Below are 23,615 nucleotides of genomic sequence, written 5' to 3'. Positions count from 1 at the left end.
GGAGCACACCCCGTACGGTGAGCGGCATGACCATGACCGTTGCCTTCGAGGGGCGCGAGCCCCGGATTCACCCCGGCGCCTGGGTGGCGCCGAACGCCACCGTCGTCGGGGACGTGAGCCTCGCCGACGAGGCGAGCCTGTGGTACACCGCCGTGGCGCGCGCCGACGCCGAGCGCATCGAGATCGGCGGGGGGACCAACGTGCAGGACGGCTGCGTGCTGCACGCCGACCCCGGCTTCCCCGCGCTGATCGGCGCGGGCGTCTCCATCGGCCACCGGGCCGTCGTGCACGGCTGCACGGTCGAGGACGACGTGCTGATCGGGATGGGCTCCGTGCTGCTGAACGGCTCGCACGTCGGCGCCGGCTCCCTGATCGCCGCCGGGACCGTGCTGCTGGAGGGCTTCCGGGTGCCGCCCGGCTCGCTGGTGGCGGGCGTTCCGGGCAAGGTCAGGCGCCCGCTGACGGAGGAGGAGCTCGCCGTCCTCCGCCTCAACGCCGAGCACTACCGGGACCTCGCGCGCCGCCACGCCGCCGCCCTCTAGCCCTCGCCTCCGACCGATTCGGTCGCCTTTCGGGAGAATAGCTCCGTTATTTCTCGCCCAAGCCGGGAACCCATGTCGGCCAACGACGGGACGGACGCGGGGTCCGCAGGGCCGACGAGGCAAGGGAGCGGCGGAGCATGCTGGTGCTGGTGGCCGTTCATCTCGGAACGGCCGCGCTGCTGCCGCCGCTGGCCCCGCGCCTGGGGCGGTGGGTGTGGGCCCTGGCCGCCGCCCCGCCGCTGGCGGCCTGCTGCTGGGCGCTGGCGCACGCCGGGCGCGTTCTGGGCGGCGACAGGCGGCCGGTGACGGAGAGCCTGCCCTGGGCGCCGGACCTGGGCCTGCGCCTGGACCTGCGGCTGGACGGCCTGGCCCTGCTGATGGTCCTGGTCGTCAGCGGCGTTGGCGTCCTGGTCCTGTCCTACGCCGCCCGGTACTACGAACGCCGGGCCGCGGGCCGGGAGGGGGCCTGGCTGCTGGCGTTCTCCGGGGTGATGCTCGGCCTGGTCCTGGCCGACAACCTCTTCCTGCTGTACGCCTTCTGGGAACTCACCACCGTGGTGTCCTTCCTGCTCATCGCGGGGCCGCACCCCGGGGCCGGGCGGCGCAAGGCCGCCGAGCAGGCCCTGCTGACCACCGTCGCGGGCGGGCTCGCGCTGCTCCTGGGGCTGGTGGCGCTCGGTCAGGCGGCGGGTACCTACCGGCTGTCCGCGATCCTGGCCGATCCCCCCACCGGTGGCCTGGTCCCGGCCGCGCTGGTGCTGATCCTGGCCGGGGCGTTCACCAAGTCCGCGCAACTGCCGTTCCACTCCTGGCTCCCGGCCGCGATGGTCGCCCCCACCCCCATCAGCGCCTACCTGCACGCCGCCGCCATGGTGAAGGCCGGGGTCTACCTCGTGGCCCGCCTCGCGCCGGGCTTCGCGGACGCCCCGGGCTGGCGCCCGCTGGTGCTGACCGTCGGCCTGGCCAGCTTCCTCGTGGGCGCCTGGCGGGCCCTGCGCGAGACCGACCTCAAGCGCGTGCTCGCCTACGGAACGATCAGCGAACTCGGCCTGCTCATCGCCCTGTTCGGCGCCGGGAGCGCCACCTCCGCGCTCGCCGGGGAGGCCATGCTGCTGGCGCACGCCCTGTTCAAGTCCGCGCTGTTCCTCCTGACCGGCGTCGTGGAGCGCGCCGCCGGGACCCGGGACCTGCGCGAGCTGTCGGGGCTGCGCGCCAGCCTGCCCGGGGCGCTGGCCGTGGCCGTTCCCGCCGTCGCGTCGATGGCGCACGTGCCGCCGTTCCTGGGCTGGGCGGGGGAGGACGCGGTGCTGGAGGCGTTCCTGCACGGCCGGGTCCCGGGCGAGGGGTGGGTGCTCGGCGGGCTGGCCGTGGGCTCGGTGCTGACCGTGGCCCTGGCCGCGCGCTGGCTGTGGGGCGCCTTCGGCACGCGCCCGGACGTTCCCGAAACCCGCGTGGCGCGCCCCGACCGGGGCCTGCTGGTGCCCGCCGCCGTCTGCGCCGCGCTGAGCACCGCGCTGGGCCTGGCGCCCGTCGCGGCCGGGGCCCTGGCCACCCCGTACGCCGAGCTGTACCCGCACCCCGAGTACCACCTGGCGCTGTGGCACGGCCTCACCCCCGCCACGCTGCTGTCCCTGGCCTCGCTCGCCCTGGGCGCCGCCCTGTTCGCCGCGCGCGGCCACGTCCTGGCCCTCCAGGGCCGGTTGCGGACCAGCCTGCCAGGGCCGCCCGACGCGCAGCGGGTCTACCGGGGCACCATCCGCGGCCTGGGAACACTCTCGGTGCGCGTCACCCGCGCCACCCAGGCGGGCTCGCTGCCGGTCTACCTCACCGTCGTGCTGGCCACCGTCGTCCTGTGCACCGGGGCCGCGCTGCTGTCCGGCTCCACGGAGGCCGGAAAGGTCGAGCCCTGGCGCAGCCCCGCCGAACTCGTCCCCGCCGCCCTGGTGATCACCGCCGCCGTCACCGTCACCGCGCTGCGCCACCGGCTGGCCGCCGTGCTGCTGACCGGCGCCGTCGGCTACGGCGTGGCTGCGCTGTTCGTCGCCCGGGGCGCCCCCGACCTGGCCCTGACGCAGTTCCTCGTGGAGGGCCTGACCCTCGTCGTCATGGTGCTGGTGCTGCGCCGGCTGCCCGCCCGCTTCACTCCCGAGGCCGACCCCGACCGGCCCCCGGCCCGCGCGGGCGCCGCCCTGCGCGGCGCGGTCTCGCTGGGGGCCGGGCTGCTGGTGGCGTTCTTCGCGCTGGCCGCCACCCACGCCCGCGACCCCTCGGCCGCGCCGCCCGACTACGCCCGCGGGCTGCCCGAGGCGGGCGGCGGCAGCGCCGTGCACGCCATCCTGGTGGACTTCCGCGCCCTGGACACCCTCGGCGAGATCGCCGTGCTGCTGGTCACCTCGATCGGCGTGGTCAGCCTCATCCGGGTCTGGGCCGGGGAGACCCCCGAGCCCAGCCGCACCGCCCCCGACAGCGGCCCCGCCCGGCCCCCGCGCCCTCCCGGCGGCGCCGCGGCCGAGCGTTCCCCCTCCGCCGCCTGGGACGAGCCGCGCCGGCGCTGGCTGCCCGGGGCGGGCGAACGGCCGGGCACGGAACGCTCGGTGCTGCTCGAAGTGGTCACCCGGGCGCTGTTCTGCTCGGTGCTGGTCCTCTCCCTCTACCTGCTGCTCGCCGGGCACGACGGGCCCGGCGGCGGGTTCTCCGGCGGGCTCGTGGCCGGGCAGGCGTTCGTGCTGCGCTACCTGGTCGGCGGGCGCACCGACCTGGGGCTGGCCGCGCCCGCCGACCCGGGGTGGATCGCGGGCGGCGGCCTGGTGCTCGCGGCCGTCACCGGCCTGGTGCCGGTGCTCTTCGGGCACCCGCCGCTGGCCGCGACCGTGCTGGAGCACCCGCACGTCAGCACCAGCCTGATCTTCGACACCGGCGTCTACCTGCTGGTCACCGGCGTCATCCTCAAGCTCCTGCACGCCGCGGAGGGAGCCCGGTGAAGGCCCTCGACCTGACCATGGCCGCCGTCGTCGGCGTGCTGTTCACCACCGGCGTGCACCTGCTGCTGCAACGCTCCCTCACCCGCGCGCTGCTGGGCTTCATCCTGCTGGGCCACGGCACCAACCTGCTGCTGCTGGTCGCCGGGGGCGCCGACCCCGGGGCTCCGGGCGAGACGCCGCTGCCGCAGGCCATGGCCCTGACCGCCATCGTCATCACCTTCGGCGTGACCACCTTCCTGCTGGCACTGTCGTTCCGCTCCTGGCGGCTGTCGGGGCACGACGAGGTCCGCGACGACGTGGAGGACCGGCGCATCGGGACCGTCCGGGAGCGGGAGGACGCGGAGCCGGCCACGGACGTCCCGGACGAGGCTCCGGGCGGGGCGGACGAGGACCCGCTGCGCAAGGGGCCGCTGTGGAGGTGGCCGCGGAAGCCACGGGGGACGGGGGGCCGCTCGTGACGACGCTCCTGGTCGCCGCCCCCGTGCTGCTGCCCGTGCTGGCCGCCGGCGTCTCCCTGCTGCTGGTGCGCAACGCCGCCGCGCAGCGGGTGCTGACGGTCGTCGTGCTGGCCGCCGTCCTCGCCGACGCCGCGGTCCTGCTGCACCGCGCCGCTCGCGCCCCCGACAACACCGCGGCCGTGGTCGACGCCGGCGGCTGGAGCCCGCCTTTGGGCATCGCGCTGGTCGCCGACCTGCCCGCCACGCTGCTGCTGACCGTCGCCGTCCTCGTCGCGCTCGCCGTGCTCCTCTTCGCCATCGGGCAGGGCGCCGCCGACCACGCCGCCGCCATCGCCCTGCCCTTCCACCCCGCCTACCTGCTCTTGATCGGCGGCGTGGCGCTGGCGTTCCTCTCCGGGGACCTGTTCAACCTCTTCGTCGCCTTCGAGGTGATGCTGGCCTCCTCGTACGTGCTGCTGACCGTCAACGCGGGCGAGGCGCGGGTGCGGGCGGGGATGACGTACACCATGACCAGCCTGACCTCCTCGCTGCTGTTCCTGACGGCCGTCGCGCTGACGTACGCGGCCACCGGGACGGTCTCGCTGGCGCAGCTCGCCGAGCGCACCGCCGCCCTGCCGGAGGGCGTGCGGGCGGGCCTGGGAACGTTCCTGCTGGCCGTCTTCGCGATCAAGGCCGCCGTCGTGCCGCTCCACTTCTGGCTGCCGGACGGCTACCCGACCGCGCCCGCGCCGATCACGGCCGTCTTCGCCGCGCTGCTGACCAAGGTCGGCGTCTACGCGATGCTGCGCACCCAGACGCTGCTCTTCCCGCGCGGGGACGAGACCTGGTGGCTGGTCACCTGCGCCGCGATCCTCACCATGGTCGTCGGCATCCTCGGGGCGATCGCGCAGGACGACGTCAACCGTCTGCTGTCGTTCACCCTCGTCAGCCACATCGGGTTCATGCTCCTCGGGCTGGCGCTCGGGGACGTGGCGGGGCTGACGGGGACGCTGCTGTACGTGGTGCACCACATCGTGGCGCAGGCTTCGCTGTTCCTGGTGGCGGGGCTGCTCGCCGGGTCGACGGGGACGACCTCGCTGCACCTGATGGAGGAGCGGCGGCGGGCGGCGGACGCCGGCGGGGAGCCGGAGGAGGCGGGCACGGGGGAGGGGGCGCGGGGGCGCCGGCCGCCGGCGCTGACGTGGCTGTTCCTGCTGCCCGGGCTCAGCCTGGCCGGGATCCCGCCCTTCTCGGGCTTCATCGCCAAGTTCGCGCTGCTGCGCGCCGCCGTGGCCGAGGGCGGGCCCGCCGCCTGGTCCCTGGCCGCCGCCGCGCTGATGACCAGCCTGCTCACCCTCTACGCCATGCTGCGCGTCTGGCGGGCCGTCTGTTCCCCGCCCGCCCGGCTGCCCTCCGGCGCGCAGACCCTGACCGTGGGCGCCACCGGCGGGATGATCCTCGTCGGCCTCGCCCTGGCCGTTTGCGCCGGGCCCCTGGCCGACCTCTCCGAACGCGCGGCCGAGCACCTCGCCGACCCGGGCTCGTACGCGGAGGAACGCCCGGAGCCGGCGGAGGAACGCCCGTGAAGCGCCGACTGCCGATGCTGCTGTGGCTGTGGCTGCTGTGGGTCCTGCTGTGGGGCTCGCCCGAGTGGACCGTGCTGGCCGGCGGGCTGGTGGTCGCCGCGGCGGTGACCGCGGCGTTCCGGATGCCGCCGGTGCGGCCCCGGATGACGCCGCGCCCGCTGCGGCTCCTGGCCCTCTTCGGCGCGCTGCTCGCCGACCTGGTCCGCGCCGCCCTGGCCGTGGGCTGGGCGGCCGTGCGGGACGGGCCGCGGGTGCGCGCCGCCGTGGTGGAGGTCGAACTGGAGGAGGACAGCGACCTGTTGATCGCCGTCACGGCCTTCCTGGCCACCATGAACCCAGGCTCGCTGGTCGTCGAGATCGACCGGGAGCGGCGGCGGCTGTACGTCCACGAGCTGCCCGTCTCCGACGCCGAGAGCGCGGGCCGCCACCGCCGCACCATCCAGCGCGCCGAACGCGCCGCCCTGCGCGCCCTCGCGCCCGCCCCCGACCCCGGCCGGCGCGCGACCCCCGACGGGAAGGAGAACCCCGGATGAACGTCGTCCACGCCGTGGCCGCGACCCTGCTGGCCGCCTCGGTGCTGCTCATCCTCGTCCGCCTGGTGCGCGGCCCCAGCGTGCTGGACCGGATCGTGGCCCTCGACGTACTGGTCACCATGATCGTGTGCGGCTTGGCCGTGCACATCGCCCACCGGCACAGCACCGACACCGTGCCGCTGCTGCTGGTCCTGGCGCTGCTGGGCTTCGTCGGCTCGGTGACGGCCGCGCACCTGGTGGAGGAGCGGGAGGACATGCGGTGAGCGACGCTCCCCCGCGTGAGGGTCCCCCCTGGGGGCACCCCCTGGGGGCACCTCCCCGGGGGCACCCCCAGGCAGAGCCTGGGGGAGAACGGAGATGATGCGGTGAACGGGCCCCTGGATGTCGTGGCTGCGGTGCTGATGCTGACCGGGGCCGCGTTCTGCCTGCTGACGGCTGTGGGAGTGCTGCGCTTTCCCGATCCGATCTGCCGGCTGCACGCGGCCGCGAAGGCGCAGACGCTGGGCGTGCTGCTGCTCCTGCTGGGGACCTGCCTGCAGGTGCCGGGGCGTCACGTGACGCCCCTCGTGCTGGTGGTGGTCTTCCAGCTGGCCACCGTGCCCGTGCTGGGCCAGGTCATCGGCCGCACGGCCTACCGCACCGGCGGCGTGCACCGGGGCGGCCTGGTGATGGACGAGCTCGCGGAGCGGCTCGCGGCGGACGAATCCGGCGAGCGGGGTGACGGGCGGCGGGGCTAGAGTGCCCGCATGGCAGAGGGAACGGTTCGCGAGTGGGACGAGGAGGCGGGCTGGGGCGTTCTCGACTCGGCCGAGACGCCCGGCGGCTGCTTCGCGCACTACAGCGACATCGACATGCAGGGCTTCCGCGAGCTGATCGCCGGCCAGCGGGTGGAATTCGACTGGGAGCGGCCCGGGTTCAGCCAGGACGGCTACCACTACCGGGCGCTGAAGGTCATCCCCGGCCCCTCCCGCTGAGACAGGGGAAGCGCGGCCCCGGGGCTCAGGGCAGGGCCCGGCCCGGGGCGTCGCCCAGGGCCTTGGCGAGCCGGTCCAGCCCGGCCTGCGAGGGGCTGCCCTCCTCGGCCGTGTAGACCACCAGCTGGTGGTCGGGCGTGCCCGGCAGCAGCATCGCGACGTAGTCCAGCTCCAGCGGGCCCACCTCGGGGTGCAGGTAGTCCTTGCGGCCGATGCTCGGCCCGCGCACGTCGTGCCGCGCCCACCAGGTGCGGAACTCCTCGCTGTGCACGGCCAGTTCGCCCACCAGGGCCTTGGTCGCCGGGTCGTCCGGGTCCCGCCCGGTCGCCGAGCGGAGCTGCGCGATGCCGTGCCGCGCCGCCTTCTCCCAGTCCACGTAGAACGTCCGGGCGCGCGGGTCGCAGAAGGCGTACCACACGAGGTTCCTGCGCACCGGGGGCAGCGCGCCGAAGTCGGTGACCAGTGCGGCGGCCATGGGGTTCCACGCGAGCACGTCCAGGCGGCCGTTCAGCACGTACGCCGGGACCGCCGTCAGGGTGGACAGGAAGCGCCGCACCTCCGGCCGCACCCGGGTGGTGGCCGGGCGGCGCTGCGGGGCGGGGCCCGCGTGCGCAAGCCGGTAGAGGTGGTCGCGCTCGTCCTCGTCCAGGCGCAGCGCGCGGGCCAGGCCGTCGAGCACCGACCCGGAGGGGTGCGCCCCGCGCCCCTGCTCCAGCCGCATGTAGTACTCCGGGCTGATCCCGGCCAGTCCGGCCACCTCGGCCCGCCGCAGGCCCGGGGCCCGCCGCCGCCCGCCGCCGGGCAGCCCGACCTCGGCCGGGCTCAGCCGGTCCCGGCGGGAGCGGAGGAACGCCGCCAGGTCGCTCGTTGCCGTCCGGTCCGCCATGCCCCAAGTCTGCTCCCTGCCAGGGATGTTCGGGTAGTACGCCCGGTACTAGGCAGCCCGCGGCTAGGCACCGGCGGGCCCTGGCGTGCGGCCCGCGCGCGGGCCAGCATCGGTGACGCGGCGAACCCCGGCCCCGCGGCGGCCGGGAACGCGTCACGCCGGGGCGGGCCTCGCCCGTGCGAACGCCCTTCGGGCGGGCCACCCCCCTGCGGGTGCGTCCGCTGTGACAGCCGTGGGCACGACGGCTGTGACGGCTGCTGTGACGGCCGCTGCAACGACCGCTGCAACGACCGCTGTGACATCCGCTGTGACGACCGCAGCGGACCGCTGTGACATCCGACTGCAGGAAGGTGTGAGCGTGCGCTACCGGAAGCTGGGGCAGCACGGGCCCGAGGTGTCGGCGCTGGGGTTCGGCGCCATGACGCTGGTCACCGGCGTGTACGACGAGGTGACGGAGCCGGAGGCCGAGGCCGCGCTGGACGCGGCGGTCGACGCGGGCGTGACGTTCATCGACACGGCCGACATCTACGGCGACGGCGTCAGCGAGCGGATGATCGGGCGCGTGCTCGGCTCCCGCCGCGACGAGGTCGTGCTGGCCACGAAGTTCGGCGGCGACTTCCAGGAGGACGGCCGGCTCGTCACCGGCCTGGGGCGGCCCGCGTACGTGCGGCAGGCGCTGGAGGCCAGCCTCCGGCGGCTGGGGACCGACCGCGTGGACCTGTACTACCTGCACCGGCTCGACCCGACCACGCCGATCGAGGAGACGGCCGGGGCGCTGGGCGAGCTGGTCGCCGAGGGCAAGATCCTGCACTACGGGCTGTCCGAGGTCTCCGCGGCCACGCTCCGGCGGGCGCACGCGGTGCACCCGGTGGCGGCCGTTCAGACCGAGTACTCCCTCTTCAGCCGCGGCCCCGAGGACGCGATCCTGCCCGCCTGCGAGGAGCTGGGCGTCGGCTTCGTGGCCTACAGCCCGCTGGGCCGCGGCCTCCTCGGCGGCACGCTGCGCGGCACCGGCGACCTGGGCCCGAACGACTGGCGGCGCGGCCACCCGCGTTTCACCGAGGGCAACATCGAGCGCAACGTCGCGCTGGCCGACGCGCTGGCCGCCGCGGCGGAGGAGCACGGCGTCACCCCGGCTCAGCTCGCCCTGGCCTGGACCATCCACCGCGGCACGGTCCCCATCCCCGGCACCCGCCGCCCGGCCAACGCCCGCGCCAACGCGGAGACCGCCGACCTCGCCGCCCGCCTCGACCCCGGGATCCTGCGCCACCTCGGCGACGTCCTCATCCCCCGCGACGCGGTCGCGGGCGCCCAGGGCACGGAGGCGTACCTGGCCAACATCGACACCTCCGCCTGAACGCGCTGGCCTGCGGCCCGCTGGGCCGGGCCGGGGTCCGGGCCGCGCACCGGCGGCCCGGCCGCCGGATCGGGCCTCCCGGGCTTCCGGCCTTCCGGGCCGGTCGCCGGGGCGCGGGCCCTCAGGTCCGCGGGGCGGCGCGGCAGCGTGGGTGCGGCCGGACCGGAGGGCCCGGCTTCCGGGCCGCCGTCCCGCTCGGACCATGGCACAGGCGGCCGGCCCGGCCGCGGGGTGCCGGGGCGCGGGGCCGTCGGGTAGCGTCCTCGCGGCCGGGCTGAGGGAAGGCGAGGGGCCGGATGCGGCTGCATGTGTTCGACATGGACGGGACGCTGTTGCGGGGGACCTCCGCGAACCTCCAGGTGGCGCGGCACCTGGGGACGGAGGCCGAACTCGGCGCGATGGAGGCCGGGTTCGCGGCGGGGGAGATGGACACCGTCGCGTTCTCCACCGCCCTGCACGCCCTGTGGCGGGGGCGTCTGACCCCCGCGGGGGTGGCCGCGGCGTTCGCGGCCTCGCCCTGGCTGAACGGCATCGAGGAGGTCTGCGCGGACATCAGGCGGCGCGGCGAGCGGTCCGTGGTGATCACCATGTCCCCCGACTTCTTCGCCCGGCACCTGCTGCCGCTCGGGTTCGACGACGTCGTGGCCTCGCGTTTCCCCGCCCCGCCCTTCGCCGAGCCGCTGGACCCGGCGCACGTCCTGACCCCGGAGGACAAGGTCCGCGTCGTGGAGGAGCTGTGCGCCGCGCACGGCCTGGGCCCGGCCCCCGAGGGCGCCGTCGCCTACGGCGACTCGCTCTCCGACGCGCCGCTGTTCCGCCTCCTGCGCCACACCGTGGCCGTCAACGCCGACCACCACCTGGCGGACCTGGCCGCCGTCCGCTACCGCGGCGCGGACCTCGCCGCGGCTTACCGCCTGGGCCGCGGCCTCCTCGCCGCCGCGCCGCCCGCGCCCCGCACTCCCCCGGAGGGCGGGGCTCAGACGTCGCGGCGGCGGACGGCCGCGTAGCCCGCGGCCAGCGCCGCGGCGGCCCAGGCCGCCAGGATCGCCAGCCCCGTCCACGGCCCGAAGTCCCGGTCGAACACCGGGGCCTCCGGAGGCCCCGCCATGCGCAGCGCCACCGCCCCGGCCTGGTCCGGCAGGTACTGGAGCACACTGCCGAGCCCGGGGACGTTCCCCAGGCCCTGCGCGCCGAGGAAGAGGAGCGGCAGCAGCACCCCCAGCGCCCGCGCCGGGCTGCGCAGCAGGGCCGCGAACCCGGCCGCGAAGAGCGTGATCAGCGTCAGGTACAGCCAGGCGCCCACCAGGGCCCCCGGCACCCCGGGAGCCCCGGGTGACACCCCGTAGGGGCCGAGGGCGGCCTGCCCGGCCAGGAACGACACGGGCACCGTGACCGCGGCGGCGAGGGCGCCCGTCAGCGCCACGGCCAGCACCTTGGCGCGGTAGAACGCCCCGCGCCGCGGCACCGCGAGCAGCGAGGCCCGGATCGTTCCCGACGCGTACTCCCCGCCCACCGCGAGCACCGCGAGGACCACCAGGGCCAGCTGCGCGAAGACGATGGGGTAGGCGCCCGCGAAGAGCGGGTCGAAGCCGGCCCGCTGATCCGCAGGCAGCTCCGGGTAGGAGGCGCGCAGCCCGGCGCCGATCAGCGCGGCCGGCCCGGCCGCGGCGGGAACGGCCGCCGCCGCGGCCCACAGCGTGCCGCGGAGCGTCCGGATCTTCAGCAGCTCCGCCGCCAGGGCGGCCCTCACGCCGGCTCACCCCCGCGCGCGCCGGGTCCCGGGGCCGTGCCCCCGCGGGCGGAGGCGGTGAGGCGGAAGAAGGACTCCTCCAGCTCCGCCGCCCCGCCCCCGCCCGCCAGGTCCCGCGTGCTCGTGTCCGCCAGCAGCCGTCCCCCGGCGAGGACGAGCACGTGGTCGGCGGTCAGCGCTGTCTCGGCCATCAGGTGGCTGGAGACCAGCACCGTGCGCCCTTCGGCGGCCAGCCCGCGCAGCAGGCCGCGCAGCCAGCGGATGCCCTCCGGGTCCAGGCCGTTGCCCGGCTCGTCCAGCACCAGCACCTCCGGGTCGCCCAGCAGGGCCGCGGCCAGGCCGAGCCGCTGCCCCATGCCCAGCGACAGGGCACCGGCCCGCCGCCGCGCGAAGGCCGCCGCGCCGGTCAGCTCCATCACCTCCGCGACGCGGGCCCGCGGGATGCCGTGGGTGAGCGCCAGCCACCGCACATGGTCCCGCGCCCGCCGCCCGCGGTGCGCTCCCCCGGCGGCCGGCAGCGCGCCGACCCGCCGCAGGGGCTCGGGCAGGGCGGCGTAGGGGCGGCCGTTGATCAGCGCCTGCCCGGCGTCGGGCCGGGCCAGGCCGAGGATCATCCGCAGCGTGGTCGTCTTGCCCGCGCCGTTCGGCCCCAGGAAGGCGGTGACCCGCCCCGGGCGGACGGTGAAGGACAGCCGGTCCACCGCGAGGGTGCCGCCGTGGCGCTTGCTCAGGTTCCGTACCTCGATCACCCCCGCCACGGTAGGCAGGCCGCGCGCCGCCCCGAAGCGGCGAAGGTGGACGGCCGCCGTCCACCAAAGAGGGCGGTCACGGAGGGCGTTGCCCGCCGTACGCTGGCGTCCATGGGCCGCGTTCCGCCGTACGCCGGGGCAGCGGCGGTGCTCGCGGCCGACCTGGCGCTCACCGCCGCCGCCACGGGCTGGCCCTGGCCCGCGCTCGCCGCCTGGGGCGCGGGCGCGGCCGGGGTGCTCGCGTCCGGCCGGCGCGCGCCCGTGCCCGCGTTCGTGGCCGTGCTGCTGCTCGCGGCGCCCACCGGCGGCGGGTTCGCGCTGCTGCTGTGGTCCGGGTACGCGGCCGGGCGGGCGCTGGAGCGCCCCCGGGACGCGGCGCTCGTCGTGGGTGGCGCGGCCGGGGCCCTGGCCGCGCAGCTCACGACCCGGGCCGGGGCGACGGGCGCCGACGCCGCGTCACACATCGTCTCCACGCAGCTCGTGTTCGTCGTCCTGCCGCTGCTGGTGGGCCGCTACCTGGCCGAGCACCGGCGGCTGGTGACGGCCCTGGCCGAGCGCAACCGCCGGCTGCTGCTGGAACGCGAGCTGCTGGCCGAGCGGGAACGGCTGCGCGAGCGGCTGCGCATCGCCCGCGACGTGCACGACTCGCTGGGCCACCGGCTGGCGCTCGTCTCCGTCCAGGCCGCCGCCCTGGAGGTGTCCGCCGCGCTCCCGCCCGCCGAGCGGGAGACGACCCGGCACCTGGCGGGCGCCGCCCGCGCCGCCCTCGGCGAGCTGCACGGGCTGGTCGGCGCCCTGCGCGGTGCCGAGGCCGCGGACGATCCGTGCCCGGACGCGGCGGCCATCGAGCGGGTCGCGGCGGAGTTCCGCGCGGCCGGGCTGCCCGTGGCCCTCCGGCAGCGGGGAACGCCGGTTCCACTGTCCGCGGCGGCTTGGCGGGCGGCGTTCCGGGTGGCCGAGGAGGGCCTGACCAACGCGGCCAAGCACGCCCCGGGCCGACCGGTGACGGTCGGCCTCGGCTGGGAGCAGGACGCCCTGCTGCTCACCGTGGAGAGCGCCCTGCCCGCGCCGGCGGAGGCGAGCGCGGCGGGGTCCGGTGGCGAGGGGGAGCCCGCGCCGCGCGGGCACGGCCTGGACGGGCTGGCCGAACGGGTGGGCGCCGCGGGCGGGTTGCTGGATCACCGGCGCACGCGGGACGCCTTCCGCCTCTTCGCGCTGCTGCCCGCCGCGCCGGCCGCGGCCCCCGCCCCGCAGGGCGGGCCGCCGTCCGGGCCGGGCCGCGCCCGGACGTTCGTCCTCGGCCTGGCCACCGCCGTCCTCGTCTTCGGGGTGCTGCCGGCCGGCCTCCTGCTGGGCCTGCGGTGAGCGCCATCCGCGTCGTCGTGGCCGACGACCAGCCGCTGATCACCGCCGGGATCCGCACCGTGCTCGGGTCCGCGGGCGACATCGCCGTCGTCGCCGAGGCCGCCGACGGCCGCGCCGCCGTGGAGGCCGCGCTGCGCCACCGCGCGGACGTGGCCCTCCTCGACATCGCGATGCCGGGACTCGACGGCCTGGCCGCCGCCGAGGAACTCCGGCGGCGCGCACCCGCTGTCCGCCCGGTGATGCTGACGGCCTTCGGCGAGGAGCCCAACGTGCTGCGCGCACTGGCCGCCGGGGCCGCCGGTTTCGTGCTGAAGAACTGCACCCCGCAGGAGCTGATCTCCGCCGTCCGGGCGGTCCACGGCGGCGACGCGTACCTCTCCCCGGCCGTCACCCGCCTCGTCCTCGGCACGATCGCCCCGGACGCGGTCCGCCGCCGCCGGGAGGCCGGGGAGCGGCTGGCCGCCCTCACCCCCCGCGAGGGGGAGGTCGCCCGGCTCGTCGCCGAGGGGCTGTCCAACGCGGAGATCGCCCGCCGGCTGCACATGACCGAGCTGACCATCAAGTCCTACGTCAGCCGGATGCTCGCCAAGCTCGGCTGCGCCAACCGGGTGCAGCTCGCCCTGCTGGTCCACGACCAATATGACCATTGGCCCGGTATGTGGCGAAGTTCCCCAAGTTCCCCAAAAGGTGGGGGCGCGTAGGGCGAGCCTCCACCCACAGGTCACTCCCCGGCGCGATCGTGGCCGCCCGTCAGTACCACCGTGCACAGACGGGCAGGTCATCGATGCATCTCCTCAGCAGAAGGCGACTCCTGGGCGGGGCCGGGGTCACCGCCGCCGCGCTCGGCCTCCACGCGGCCGGGTTCAGCTCCGGCCGGGCCTGGGCCAACCCCCGCTTCGACGGGGACCCCTTCCGCCTGGGCGTCGCCTCCGGCGACCCGGCCGCCGACGGCTTCGTCCTGTGGACCCGCCTCGCCCCCGACCCGCTGGCGCTCGACGGACTCGGCGGCATGCCCGCCGAGTCGGCCCAGGTCGAGTGGCAGGTCGCCCACGACGAGAGCTTCGGCCGCGTCGCGGCCCAGGGCGCCGCCCGGGCCGTTCCCGAACTCGCCCACTCGGTCCACGTCGAGGTCGCCGGGCTGAGCCCCGGCCGCGACTACTTCTACCGCTTCCGCACCACCGGCTCCGAGGCCGTCATCAGCCCCGTCGGCCGGGCCCGCACCGCCCCCGCCCGCCGCGGGCGTTCCGGCGAGGTGTCGTTCGCCTTCGCCTCCTGCCAGTGCTGGTACGAGGGCTTCTACACCGCCTACCGCCACATGGCCGGCGAGGACCTGGACTTCGTCGTCCACCTGGGGGACTACCTCTACGAGTACGGCGTCGGCGCCACCGCCGGGGTGCGCGGGATGCGGCTGGACGCCTCCTTCCAGCACGAGACGTACACCCTCACCGACTACCGCAACCGGCACGCGCTCACCCGCCTGGACGCCGACCTGCAAGCCGCGCACCAGGCGTTCTGCTGGATCCTGACCTGGGACGACCACGAGGTGGAGAACAACTGGGCGGCGGACGTCGCCCAGTTGGACAGCGACGGCTTCCCCGACAGCGACCCGGCCGCGTTCCGTCAGCGCAAGGCCGCGGCGTTCCAGGCGTACTACGAGCACCTGCCGCTGCGCCTGCCGCAGCGGCCCAGCGGCTCCTCCGTGCGCATGTACCGCCGACTGCCGTTCGGCAACGTCCTGGACCTGCACGTCCTGGACTCCCGCTCCTACCGCGACGACCAGGTCTGCGGCGACGGCACCAAGCCCGGCTGCGACGCCGAGCGCAGCGACCCGGCCCGCTCCGTCCTGGGCGCCGAGCAGGAGCGCTGGCTGCTGGACGGCACCGCCCGGTCCGCGGCGCGGTGGAACGTGCTGGCCAACCAGACGCTCATCGCCCAGGTCGACCAGGACCCCGACCCGGACGTGCTCTCCTCGGGCCTGGACATGTGGGACGGCTACACCACCGCCCGCGACCGGCTGCTGCGCGGCCTGTACGACAGCGGCGCGAACAACCCGGTGGTGCTCACCGGCGACATCCACCGCAGCGTGGTGGCCGACCTGAAGCTCGACTTCGACGACCCCGCCTCGCCCGTCGTCGCCACCGAGTTCGCCGGGACCTCGATCAGCTCGGGCCAGGACGGCGCGGCCACCGACCAGGTGGGCCGCAACTGGCTGGCCGCGGGCGTCAACCCGCACCTGAAGTGGCACAACGCGCAGCGCGGCTACACCCGCGTCACCGCGGACGACCGGCGGCTGCGCGCCGACTACCGCGTCCTGCCCTACGTCACCCGCCCCGGCGCGCCCGTCTCGACGGCCGCCTCCTTCGTGGTGGAGAACGACCGGCCGGGCGCGCAGCCGGCCTGAGCCCCGGCGCGGCCCGGGGCGTGGCGTGGGCGGGGGCCGGGGCGTTGTCCCCCTTCCGGGCCTCAGGCCCGCGCCACGCCCACCGGGCAGGACAGGCCGGTGCCGCCGAGGCCGCAGTACCCGGCGGGGTTCTTGTCGAGGTACTGCTGGTGGTAGCCCTCGGCCGGGTAGAAGGGGCGGTCGGCCGCGGGCAGGATCTCCGTGGTGATCCGGCCGTAGCCCGCCTCGGCCAGGACCTTCTGGTAGGCCGCGCGGGACTCCTCGGCCGCCGCCTGCTGGGCCTCGGAGTGGGTGTGGATCGCCGAGCGGTACTGGGTGCCCACGTCGTTGCCCTGGCGGAAGCCCTGGGTGGGGTCGTGCGCCTCCCAGAAGACCTTCAGCAGGTCGGCGTAGGAGATCCTCGCCGGGTCGAAGACGACGCGGACGGCCTCGGTGTGCCCGGTCATCCCCGAGCACACCTCCTCGTAGGTGGGGTGCGGGGTGAGGCCGCCCTGGTATCCCACCAGGGTGGTCCACACGCCCGGGGTCTGCCAGAAGCGCCGCTCGGCGCCCCAGAAGCAGCCCAGGCCGAAGTCGGCCACCTCGTACCCCTCCGGGTAGGGCCCCTGAAGGGGCGTGTCCAGGACGGTGTGAGCTCCGGGGACGGGGAAGGGCGCGGCGTCCCGGCCCGGCAGGGCCTCCGCGGGCTCCGGGAGGCGCGTCTTGAACGCGTACAGCATGGTCATGATCCTGCTCCTGAGTCGCTTCCTGGGCGTCGGTGCGGGCGTCGGTGCGGGCGTCCGGGCCGGCGTCGATGCGGTGCCTGTCGTCTGCGGCGGCTGCGACGGCCGCGGTGCCGTCGCCCTCATTGGCCGGCGATCGCGAGAGCGCGGTAGGCCGCGTACTCCTTGGCCGGGTCCTCGCCGTCCACCCACGGGATCGCCCCGACATAACCGTCGATGGCCCGCACCTGTTCCGCCGCTTCCGCGTACCTCTCCGCGCGCACCAGGAAACACAGCAGCAGGTGGCGCACGTGCGGCTCCACGGGGTGACCGGGGCGGACGTTGCCGACGGCGAACCGGGCGGCCTCGATCGCGTCGGAGACGACCGCGCCGGTGTACAGCGACGCGGAGAGCTGCACGTCGGGCAGGTGGTCGTAGACGGCGAACAGCGGCAGGGCCGGCAGCAGGCTGCCCTCCCGGGCCGTGGCGGCGGCGGCCGTGGCGAAGGCGTCGGCCTCCGCGCGGGAGCCGTGCCACTTGGCGGAGAGGTAGGGGAGCGCGGCCAGGTGGGCGCCCATGTGGTCCGGGTCGCGCTCGGTGACGGCCGCCCACAGGGCGTCGAAGTCGGCCCGCCGGTAGCTGAGGCCGCGGGCGATGAACAGCTCGGTGATGTGGGGGACCGGGTCCTGCGGGGCCAGCCGGGCGGCCTCGGCGCAGACCGTGCGGGCCTCCTCCAGGATGATCCGGTGGTCGGCCGAGCCGGGGTCGGCCATCGCCTGCCACACCAGGAACTGGGCGTAGACCTGGGCGCCGCCGGGGTCCTTGGGCTCCTCGCCGCGCCAGCGGCGCAGCCAGCCCGCGTCCCGGTCGCCGGGCCCGGCCGCCTCGGCGCCGCCCGTGCGGGCCGCGGAGGCGCGCCAGCGGGCCAGCTCCACGGCGGCGGCGCCGGCCAGGGACTGCACCCGCTGCCAGCGCAGCTCGCTGTCGTCGGTCAGCGCGAGCAGGCGCCCGGCCGGGTGCCAGTCCTGGGTGCGCTGAGCCTCCTCCAGCGCGGCGACCAGCTCGGGGTCGGGTCCCGGCAAGCGGACGTCGAGCTGGTCGACGGGGGTCAGGCCGGTGGAGGCGGCGGCGGGGTCGCCCTCCTTGCCGAGCCGGACACCCTCGGCGCCCCGCGGCCCCTCCGGCTCCCCGCGGGCGGCCTGGGCCTCTGCCGCGGAGGCCGCCCGCTCGAAGGCCGCCCGCTCGCGCCGGCGGCGCATCAGCGGCAGCACCACGAGCCAGAGCAGGGCGAGCAGACACATGAGCAGAAGCAAGGCATCCATGGCGGCGCGGCTCCCCCTTGTCGAACGTGTCCACGTGTGCCCACCACCCTATGCCGCCGCGGCCGTGCGGCCGTCCGGCGGCGCGGGGGCGGGGGCGCCGGGCGGCGCCAGGAGGGCGTGCGCCGGGGCGTTCTCCCTCCTCCTTCCACGGTACGGCCCCGGGCGGGCGGGGCCACTACGGTGGTGACCATGAACGAGCAGCGCTTCGAGACCGCGGCGATCCACGCGGGGCAGGAGCCGGACCCGGTCACCGGGGCGGTCGTGCCACCCATCCACCAGGTGTCCACCTTCAAGCAGGACGGCGTCGGCGGTCTTCGCGGCGGCTACGAGTACAGCCGCTCCGCGAACCCCACGCGCACCGCGCTTGAGGAGAACCTCGCCGCGCTGGAGGGCGGGCGGCGCGGCCTGGCGTTCGCCTCGGGCCTGGCCGCCGAGGACTGCCTGCTGCGGACCGTGCTGGCACCCGGCGACCACCTGGTGATCCCGGACGACGCGTACGGCGGGACGTTCCGCCTCGTGGCGCGCGTGGCCGAACGCTGGGGCGTGGCCTGGTCGGTGGCCGACACCAGCGACCCGGCCTCCGTGCGGGCGGCGCTGCGGCCGGAGACGAAGCTGGTGTGGGTGGAGACCCCCTCCAACCCCCTGCTGGGCGTCACCGACATCGCGGCCACCGCAGAGCTGACCCGGAGCGCGGGCGCGCGGCTGGTGGTGGACAACACCTTCGCGAGCCCCTACCTCCAGCAGCCGCTGGCCCTGGGCGCGGACGTGGTCGTGCACTCCACCACCAAGTACCTCGGCGGCCACTCCGACGTGGTGGGCGGCGCGCTGGTCACCTCGGACGCCGCTCTCGCGGAGGAGCTGGCGTTCCACCAGAACGCCATGGGCGCGGTCGCGGGTCCTTTCGACTCCTGGCTGGTGCTGCGCGGGATCAAGACCCTGGCCGTGCGGATGGACCGGCACTGCGCGAACGCCGCCCGCGTCGCGGAGGCCCTGGAGGGCCACCCCCGGGTGACCCGGGTCCACTACCCCGGGCTGCCCGGCCACCCGGGACACGAGACGGCCGCCAAGCAGATGCGGGACTTCGGCGGGATGGTGTCCTTCCGGGTCGCCGGCGGCGAGGAGGCGGCCGTGGAGGTGTGCAACCGGGCGCGGCTGTTCACGCTGGGCGAGTCGCTGGGCGGCGTGGAGTCGCTGATCGAGCACCCCGGGCGGATGACGCACGCCTCGGCGGCCGGGTCTCTGCTGGAGGTCCCGGCCGACCTGGTCCGCCTGTCGGTGGGGATCGAGGCGGTGGAGGACCTGCTGGCCGACCTCACGCAGGCTTTGGGCTGAGCCCCACCCGCACCCTCGCCCTCAGCGTCGGCCGGCCCCGTCCGCGCCATCCGCCCCGGCCGGGTCCCGCGCGGCCCGGCCCTCGGGGTCGGCCCCGGCGAGCCGGCGCCCGATGGCCGCGTTGAAGCGCGTCAGGAGCGCGCAGAAGGCCGCGCGCTCCTGCGGCGACCAGTCCTCGGTCAGGGCGGCCATCAGGTCCATCCGGGAGGAGCGGACCTCGGCCAGCCGCTCCCGGCCCGCCGCGGAGAGCTGGAGGACCACCGCGCGCCCGTCCCCCGGGTCCTGGGCGCGGGAGACCAGGCCCGCGTCCACGAGGGGCGCGACCTGCCGGGTGACGGTCGAGGAGTCGATGCCCATCCCCGCCGCCAGCGCCTTCACGCCCGTCGGGCCGTCCTGGGCCAGCCGGCTCAGCAGCAGGTAGGCGGCGCGGTCCAGGGTGCTCCGGTCGGGGGCGACGCCCCCGAGCCGGGTCTGCTCGGCGCGCCGCGCGAAGACGGCCGCCTGGTGCTGGAGGGCGTCCAGCACCCCGGGGTCGGGCGCCGGCCCGGAGCCGGGCTCGGGGTCCGTCTCGGGGGCCGGCCCGGCGGAACGCTCGGGGTCGGGAAGCGCGGGCACGGTGGTCACGGAGCTGGATTCAGGGGTCATGTCCGGGGCGGGGTAGGGCGCGGCCGGGCGGTTGCGCCGGGTGGTCGGCTGTTCGGCACAGCGTACGCCGACCGGGGGGCGCCGGGCGGCCGTCCGGGGGAATCCGCGGGGATCGGGGGAGTTCGGCCCGGATTTCCCCGGCGCGCGGGCGAAGGCGGCGCGCCCGCCCCGGCCGGGCCGGGCGGCGGGGCGGCTGCCAGACTGGCCGCATGGCTACGGGAACGCCCTCGGAGGCGGCCTCCGGGACGGCCGCGGACGAGCGGCGGCCGACGCTGGAGGACGTGCGCGCGGCCCGGCGCACCCTGGAGGGCGTGACCCGGGTGACGGCCCTGGAGGGCAGCCGCCACCTCAGCCGCCTGGTCGGGGCCCCGGTCCACCTCAAGTGCGAAAACCTCCAGCGCACCGGCTCGTTCAAGCTCCGCGGCGCCTACACCCGCATCGCCGGCCTTGCGGGGTCCGAGCGGGAGCGCGGGGTCGTCGCGGCCAGCGCGGGCAACCACGCGCAGGGCGTGGCCCTGGCCGCCCGCCTGCTGGGGGTGCGTTCGACCGTGTTCATGCCGGCCGGGGCGCCGCTGCCGAAGGTGGCCGCCACCCGCGAGTACGGCGCGGAGGTGCTGCTGCGCGGGCAGGTGGTGGACGAGACGCTGCGGGCCGCCGAGGAGCACGCCGCGCGCACCGGGGCCGTTCTCATCCACCCCTTCGACCACCCGGACGTGGTCGCGGGCCAGGGCACGCTGGGCCTGGAGATCCTGGAGCAGTGCCCGGAGGTGGCGACGGTCGTCCTGGGCATCGGGGGCGGCGGCCTGGCCGCCGGGGTGGCGCTGGCCGTGAAGGCGCTGCGGCCGGGGGTGCGGATCGTCGGCGTGCAGGCGCGCGGCTCGGCCGCCTACCCGCCCTCGCTGGCGGCCGGGCATCCGGTGGCGCTGCCCGAGGTGGCGACGATGGCGGACGGCATGAAGGTCGGGCGGCCCGGCGACGTTCCCTTCCGGATCATCGCGGAGCTGGTGGACGAGGTCCGCACGGTCAGCGAGGAGGACCTCTCCCGGGCGCTGCTGCTGTGCCTGGAGCGGGCCAAGCTGGTGGTCGAGCCGGCCGGGGCCAGCCCGGTGGCGGCGCTGCTCGCCGATCCGGAGGCCTTCGCGGGCGGGCCCGTGGTGGCCGTTCTCTCCGGGGGGAACGTCGACCCGGTGGTGCTGGAGCGCAGCCTGCGGCACGGCATGGCGGCGGCGGGCCGGTACCTGTCGCTGCGGCTGCGCCTGGACGACCGGCCCGGGGCCCTGGCGGCGCTCCTCGGGGAATTGTCAGTGGCGGACGCTAACGTCCTGGCCGTCCACCACGTCAGGACCGACCCGGGTCTGGGCGTGAGCGAGGCGGAGATCGAGCTGCACCTGGAGACCCAGGGGCCACGGCACTGCGAGCGGGTGGCGGAGACGCTGCGCCGCGCGGGGTACCGCGTCCTGGGCTGAACGCTCCGGGCGGGCCCGTCCCGCGCCCCGCGGACCGGTGGGAGACCCGGCGGGGAAGCGGCCGGATTCCCCCGCGGATAATGAGATGCATGACGCGATACATCGCGTTAGCCTGACCCGGCGGTGCCGTGCCCTCACCAGGGGCCCGGCGGCCCGCCGGCCGCACCCCGCACCGACCCTGCCCATCCCCGCCCCTGTCCACTTAACCCGACTTTGGGAGTACACCATGCCAGGCGCCATCTACGCCGAGGGTCTCGTGAAGACCTTCGGCGAGGTCAGGGCACTGGACGGCGTCGACATCGACGTTCCCGAGGGCTCCGTGCTCGGCCTGCTCGGGCCCAATGGCGCGGGCAAGACGACCACCGTCCGCGTGCTCACCACCCTGATCAAGCCCGACAGCGGACGCGCCGAGGTCGCCGGCCTGGACGTCCTCAAGCACCCGAACGCGGTGCGCCGTTCCATCGGCCTCTCCGGCCAGTTCGCCGCGGTCGACGAGTACCTCACCGGCCGGGAGAACCTCCAGATGGTCGCCGAGCTGTACCAGCTCAGCTCCCGGGACGCCAAGCGGCGGGCCGCCGAGCTGCTGGAGCGGTTCAACCTCGCCGAGGCCGCCGACCGCACCGCCAAGACGTACTCCGGCGGCATGCGGCGGCGCCTGGACCTCGCCGCCGCGCTGATCGTCAGCCCGCCGGTGATGTTCATGGACGAGCCGACCACCGGTCTCGACCCGCGCAACCGGCAGGCGCTGTGGGAGGTCATCCAGGACCTGGTCGCCGGCGGCACCACCCTGCTGCTGACCACCCAGTACCTGGAGGAGGCCGACCACCTGGCCGACTCCATCGCGGTCGTGGACCGCGGCAAGGTCATCGCCCGCGGCACCTCCGACCAGCTCAAGGACTCCACCGGCGGCGACGTCGTGGAGGTCGTCGTGCACGCCCGCGAGCACATCCCCGTCGCCGACGAGGTGCTGCGGCGCCTGGGCGACGGCGAGACCACGCTCGTGGAGCACACCAGGAAGCTGTCCGTGCCCGCCTCGGGCGGCGCCAAGCTGCTGGCCGAGGTCATCCGCGAGCTGGACGGGCGGGGCGTGGAGATCGACGACATCGGCCTGCGCCGCCCCACCCTGGACGACGTATTCATCTCCCTGACCGGCCACTCCGCCGAGGAGGAGGCCGCGGGTGCGGGCGGCGGCGAGGACGCGGACGCCGCGGCCCCCGGGCACCTCAGGAAGGGCGAGCAGGAGCGGGGCACCGGCCCCACCGAGGAGGAGCAGAAGTGAGCACCACCGCGCACCAGGCCGCACCCCGGCCCGTGCCGCAGGCCGGGGAGCGCATCGGCTTCCGCCAGGCCCTGCACGACTCGCTCGTCGTGGCCCGCAGGAACCTGCTGCGGATGATGCGGATCCCGGAGATCGTCGTCTTCGGCCTGGTCCAGCCGATCATGTTCGTGGTGCTTTTCGCCTACGTCTTCGGCGGCTCGATCAACATCCCCGGCGCCGGTCTCGACGCGGACGCCTACCGGGAGTTCCTGATGGCGGGCATCTTCGCCCAGACCGTCACCTTCGCCACCGCGGGTGCCTCCGCCGGGATCGCGGAGGACATGCAGAAGGGCGTCATCGACCGCTTCCGGTCGCTGCCGATGGCCCGCGGCGCGGTCCTGACCGGCCGCACCATCGCGGACCTGACGCAGACCCTGGTCACCCTGATCGTCCTGGCCCTCGTCGCCTTCGCGGTCGGCTGGCGCATCCACGACGGGGTGCTCAACGCCCTGGCGGCGTTCGGCCTGCTCCTCCTGCTGGGGTACGCCTTCACCTGGATCGGCGCGCTCATCGGGCTGTCCGTCCGCTCCCCGGAGGCCGCGACCTCAGGCGGCCTGGTCTGGCTCTTCCCGCTGACGTTCATCTCGATCGCGTTCGTCCCCTCGGAGAACATGCCCGGCTGGCTCCAGCCCGTCGCCGAGTGGAACCCCTTCTCCGCGACGGTGCTGGCGGCCCGCGAGCTGTTCGGCAACCTCCCGGCGGGTTACGAGGCCCCCGATTCCTGGCCGATGCAGCACCCCGCCCTGGCCTCCGTGCTGTGGTCGATCGTGATCATCCTGATCTTCCGCAGCCGGGCCGTCCGCAAGTACCGGGGAGCCGCCGGCTGACCCTCCGCCCTCCCGCACCCGTCCCTCCCGTCCCCCGGCCGCCCTGCGCATGCGCGGCCCGCCCGGCGGCCCGTCATCTCCGGTCACCCCGCGTGCGGTTGACCCGGATGCAACGACTCGGCAGCATTCGGCGTGGTCGTCGGCGGGTGGGGCATATGCCCCGGGAATGAGCCGTGTGACGGGAGGGTCAGCAGATGCAGACACGGACCGGCCCCGGGCCGCGCCACGGGACGGAGGCCGAGGCGCTCCTGGAGCGGGCGGTGGGCGAGGAGGTCCGGCGTTCCGGGGGCCGCCTGGACGGCGAGCGGCTGTTGCGGCGGGCGCGCGCCGCCCTGCCGGAGATCCTGCGCCCCGCCGCCGAGGAGTACGCCGCCTACGCGCAGGCCGAGGCCGCCGCCGCCCCCGGGCGGCTGGCGGACCGCTACTCCGGCCGGGCCCTGGCC

At 76.1% G+C, this 23,615-nt stretch carries 24 protein-coding genes; 18 read left to right on the top strand and 6 right to left on the bottom strand.

The window, feature by feature from the left end; genetic code table 11:
• The first annotated feature begins 17 nt into the window (after window positions 1–17).
• From RM780_RS14135 to RM780_RS14100, 8 genes are all read left to right on the top strand, one after another.
• Window positions 18–542 carry a gamma carbonic anhydrase family protein gene (locus RM780_RS14135; protein WP_394812961.1) on the top strand — a complete coding sequence of 175 codons (525 nt, stop codon included), beginning with the start codon at window positions 18–20 and terminating at the stop codon, window positions 540–542.
• 137 nt (window positions 543–679) lie between these two features.
• Window positions 680–3,523, top strand: coding sequence for a Na+/H+ antiporter subunit A (locus tag RM780_RS14130; protein WP_311631046.1), 2,844 nt, complete (start codon window positions 680–682; stop codon window positions 3,521–3,523).
• On the top strand, window positions 3,520–3,981 hold the full coding sequence (locus tag RM780_RS14125) for an NADH-quinone oxidoreductase subunit K (protein ID WP_311631045.1): 462 nt from the start codon (window positions 3,520–3,522) through the stop codon (window positions 3,979–3,981). Before RM780_RS14130 ends, RM780_RS14125 begins: the two co-directional genes overlap by 4 nt.
• Window positions 3,978–5,546, top strand: coding sequence for a proton-conducting transporter transmembrane domain-containing protein (locus RM780_RS14120; protein ID WP_311631044.1), 1,569 nt, complete (start codon window positions 3,978–3,980; stop codon window positions 5,544–5,546). Before RM780_RS14125 ends, RM780_RS14120 begins: the two co-directional genes overlap by 4 nt.
• Entirely contained in the window at window positions 5,543–6,079 is a 537-nt protein-coding gene (locus tag RM780_RS14115) for a Na+/H+ antiporter subunit E (protein WP_311631043.1), read from the top strand. The genes RM780_RS14120 and RM780_RS14115 overlap by 4 nt, the downstream gene beginning before the upstream one ends.
• Window positions 6,076–6,342 carry a monovalent cation/H+ antiporter complex subunit F gene (locus RM780_RS14110; RefSeq protein ID WP_311631042.1) on the top strand — a complete coding sequence of 89 codons (267 nt, stop codon included), beginning with the start codon at window positions 6,076–6,078 and terminating at the stop codon, window positions 6,340–6,342. Before RM780_RS14115 ends, RM780_RS14110 begins: the two co-directional genes overlap by 4 nt.
• A gap of 102 nt (window positions 6,343–6,444) precedes the next feature.
• Window positions 6,445–6,816, top strand: coding sequence for a monovalent cation/H(+) antiporter subunit G (mnhG, locus tag RM780_RS14105; protein WP_311631041.1), 372 nt, complete (start codon window positions 6,445–6,447; stop codon window positions 6,814–6,816).
• 9 nt (window positions 6,817–6,825) lie between these two features.
• Window positions 6,826–7,053: a cold-shock protein gene (locus RM780_RS14100; protein ID WP_311631040.1), complete on the top strand. Its 228-nt coding sequence runs from the start codon at window positions 6,826–6,828 to the stop codon at window positions 7,051–7,053.
• A 25-nt stretch (window positions 7,054–7,078) separates the two neighbouring features.
• On the opposite strand, the gene RM780_RS14095 is transcribed toward RM780_RS14100, so the two are convergent.
• A complete protein-coding gene (locus RM780_RS14095) occupies window positions 7,079–7,939 on the bottom strand; it encodes a helix-turn-helix transcriptional regulator (RefSeq protein WP_311631039.1) in 861 nt (286 codons plus the stop codon).
• Window positions 7,940–8,297: 358 nt separating this feature from the next.
• Between RM780_RS14095 and RM780_RS14090 the strand changes: the two genes are divergently transcribed.
• A complete protein-coding gene (locus RM780_RS14090; protein ID WP_311631038.1) occupies window positions 8,298–9,296 on the top strand; it encodes an aldo/keto reductase in 999 nt (332 codons plus the stop codon).
• 296 nt (window positions 9,297–9,592) lie between these two features.
• Window positions 9,593–10,303, top strand: coding sequence for an HAD family hydrolase (locus RM780_RS14085; RefSeq protein WP_311631037.1), 711 nt, complete (start codon window positions 9,593–9,595; stop codon window positions 10,301–10,303).
• Here the strand turns inward: RM780_RS14085 and RM780_RS14080 are convergent.
• Window positions 10,273–11,046, bottom strand: a complete 774-nt coding sequence (locus tag RM780_RS14080) for an ABC transporter permease subunit (RefSeq protein WP_311631036.1) — start codon at window positions 11,044–11,046, stop codon at window positions 10,273–10,275. The two genes, RM780_RS14085 and RM780_RS14080, sit on opposite strands and share 31 nt — an antisense overlap.
• Window positions 11,043–11,795 carry an ABC transporter ATP-binding protein gene (locus tag RM780_RS14075; RefSeq protein ID WP_311631035.1) on the bottom strand — a complete coding sequence of 251 codons (753 nt, stop codon included), beginning with the start codon at window positions 11,793–11,795 and terminating at the stop codon, window positions 11,043–11,045. Before RM780_RS14075 ends, RM780_RS14080 begins: the two co-directional genes overlap by 4 nt.
• A 111-nt stretch (window positions 11,796–11,906) precedes the next feature.
• Between RM780_RS14075 and RM780_RS14070 the strand changes: the two genes are divergently transcribed.
• The 3 genes from RM780_RS14070 (at window position 11,907) to RM780_RS14060 (ending at window position 15,561) form a co-directional block, all read left to right on the top strand.
• On the top strand, window positions 11,907–13,160 hold the full coding sequence (locus RM780_RS14070; RefSeq protein WP_311631034.1) for a sensor histidine kinase: 1,254 nt from the start codon (window positions 11,907–11,909) through the stop codon (window positions 13,158–13,160).
• Complete coding sequence (locus RM780_RS14065; RefSeq protein WP_311631033.1) at window positions 13,157–13,861, top strand: response regulator transcription factor; 705 nt, start codon at window positions 13,157–13,159, stop codon at window positions 13,859–13,861. The genes RM780_RS14070 and RM780_RS14065 overlap by 4 nt, the downstream gene beginning before the upstream one ends.
• A gap of 83 nt (window positions 13,862–13,944) precedes the next feature.
• Window positions 13,945–15,561: an alkaline phosphatase D family protein gene (locus RM780_RS14060; protein WP_311631032.1), complete on the top strand. Its 1,617-nt coding sequence runs from the start codon at window positions 13,945–13,947 to the stop codon at window positions 15,559–15,561.
• A gap of 62 nt (window positions 15,562–15,623) precedes the next feature.
• On the opposite strand, the gene msrA is transcribed toward RM780_RS14060, so the two are convergent.
• Both msrA and RM780_RS14050 read right to left on the bottom strand, forming a co-directional pair.
• Window positions 15,624–16,280: a peptide-methionine (S)-S-oxide reductase MsrA gene (msrA, locus tag RM780_RS14055; protein ID WP_311631115.1), complete on the bottom strand. Its 657-nt coding sequence runs from the start codon at window positions 16,278–16,280 to the stop codon at window positions 15,624–15,626.
• A gap of 125 nt (window positions 16,281–16,405) precedes the next feature.
• Window positions 16,406–17,584 carry a hypothetical protein gene (locus RM780_RS14050; protein WP_311631031.1) on the bottom strand — a complete coding sequence of 393 codons (1,179 nt, stop codon included), beginning with the start codon at window positions 17,582–17,584 and terminating at the stop codon, window positions 16,406–16,408.
• Window positions 17,585–17,773: 189 nt separating this feature from the next.
• Here RM780_RS14050 and RM780_RS14045 point away from each other — a divergent pair, with 189 nt between their 5' ends.
• Complete coding sequence (locus RM780_RS14045) at window positions 17,774–18,916, top strand: cystathionine gamma-synthase (RefSeq protein WP_311631030.1); 1,143 nt, start codon at window positions 17,774–17,776, stop codon at window positions 18,914–18,916.
• 21 nt (window positions 18,917–18,937) lie between these two features.
• Here the strand turns inward: RM780_RS14045 and RM780_RS14040 are convergent, their stop codons facing one another.
• Window positions 18,938–19,561, bottom strand: a complete 624-nt coding sequence (locus RM780_RS14040) for a MarR family winged helix-turn-helix transcriptional regulator (protein ID WP_311631029.1) — start codon at window positions 19,559–19,561, stop codon at window positions 18,938–18,940.
• Between the two features lie 209 nt (window positions 19,562–19,770).
• On the opposite strand from RM780_RS14040, the gene ilvA reads away from it, so the two are divergent.
• The 4 genes from ilvA to RM780_RS14020 all read left to right on the top strand — a co-directional run.
• Window positions 19,771–21,027, top strand: coding sequence for a threonine ammonia-lyase (ilvA, locus tag RM780_RS14035; RefSeq protein WP_311631028.1), 1,257 nt, complete (start codon window positions 19,771–19,773; stop codon window positions 21,025–21,027).
• Window positions 21,028–21,253: 226 nt separating this feature from the next.
• On the top strand, window positions 21,254–22,306 hold the full coding sequence (locus RM780_RS14030) for an ATP-binding cassette domain-containing protein (RefSeq protein WP_311631027.1): 1,053 nt from the start codon (window positions 21,254–21,256) through the stop codon (window positions 22,304–22,306).
• Window positions 22,303–23,172 carry an ABC transporter permease gene (locus RM780_RS14025; protein ID WP_394812960.1) on the top strand — a complete coding sequence of 290 codons (870 nt, stop codon included), beginning with the start codon at window positions 22,303–22,305 and terminating at the stop codon, window positions 23,170–23,172. The genes RM780_RS14030 and RM780_RS14025 overlap by 4 nt, the downstream gene beginning before the upstream one ends.
• Before the next feature lie 194 nt (window positions 23,173–23,366).
• Window positions 23,367–23,615: hypothetical protein (locus tag RM780_RS14020; RefSeq protein ID WP_311631026.1), on the top strand; the 249-nt coding region annotated here is incomplete at its 3' end.

The organism is Streptomyces boetiae, assembly GCF_031845405.1.
In the GTDB taxonomy this organism is placed as follows: domain Bacteria; phylum Actinomycetota; class Actinomycetes; order Streptomycetales; family Streptomycetaceae; genus Streptomyces; species Streptomyces boetiae.
This window is presented reverse-complemented; position numbering and strand designations above follow the sequence as displayed.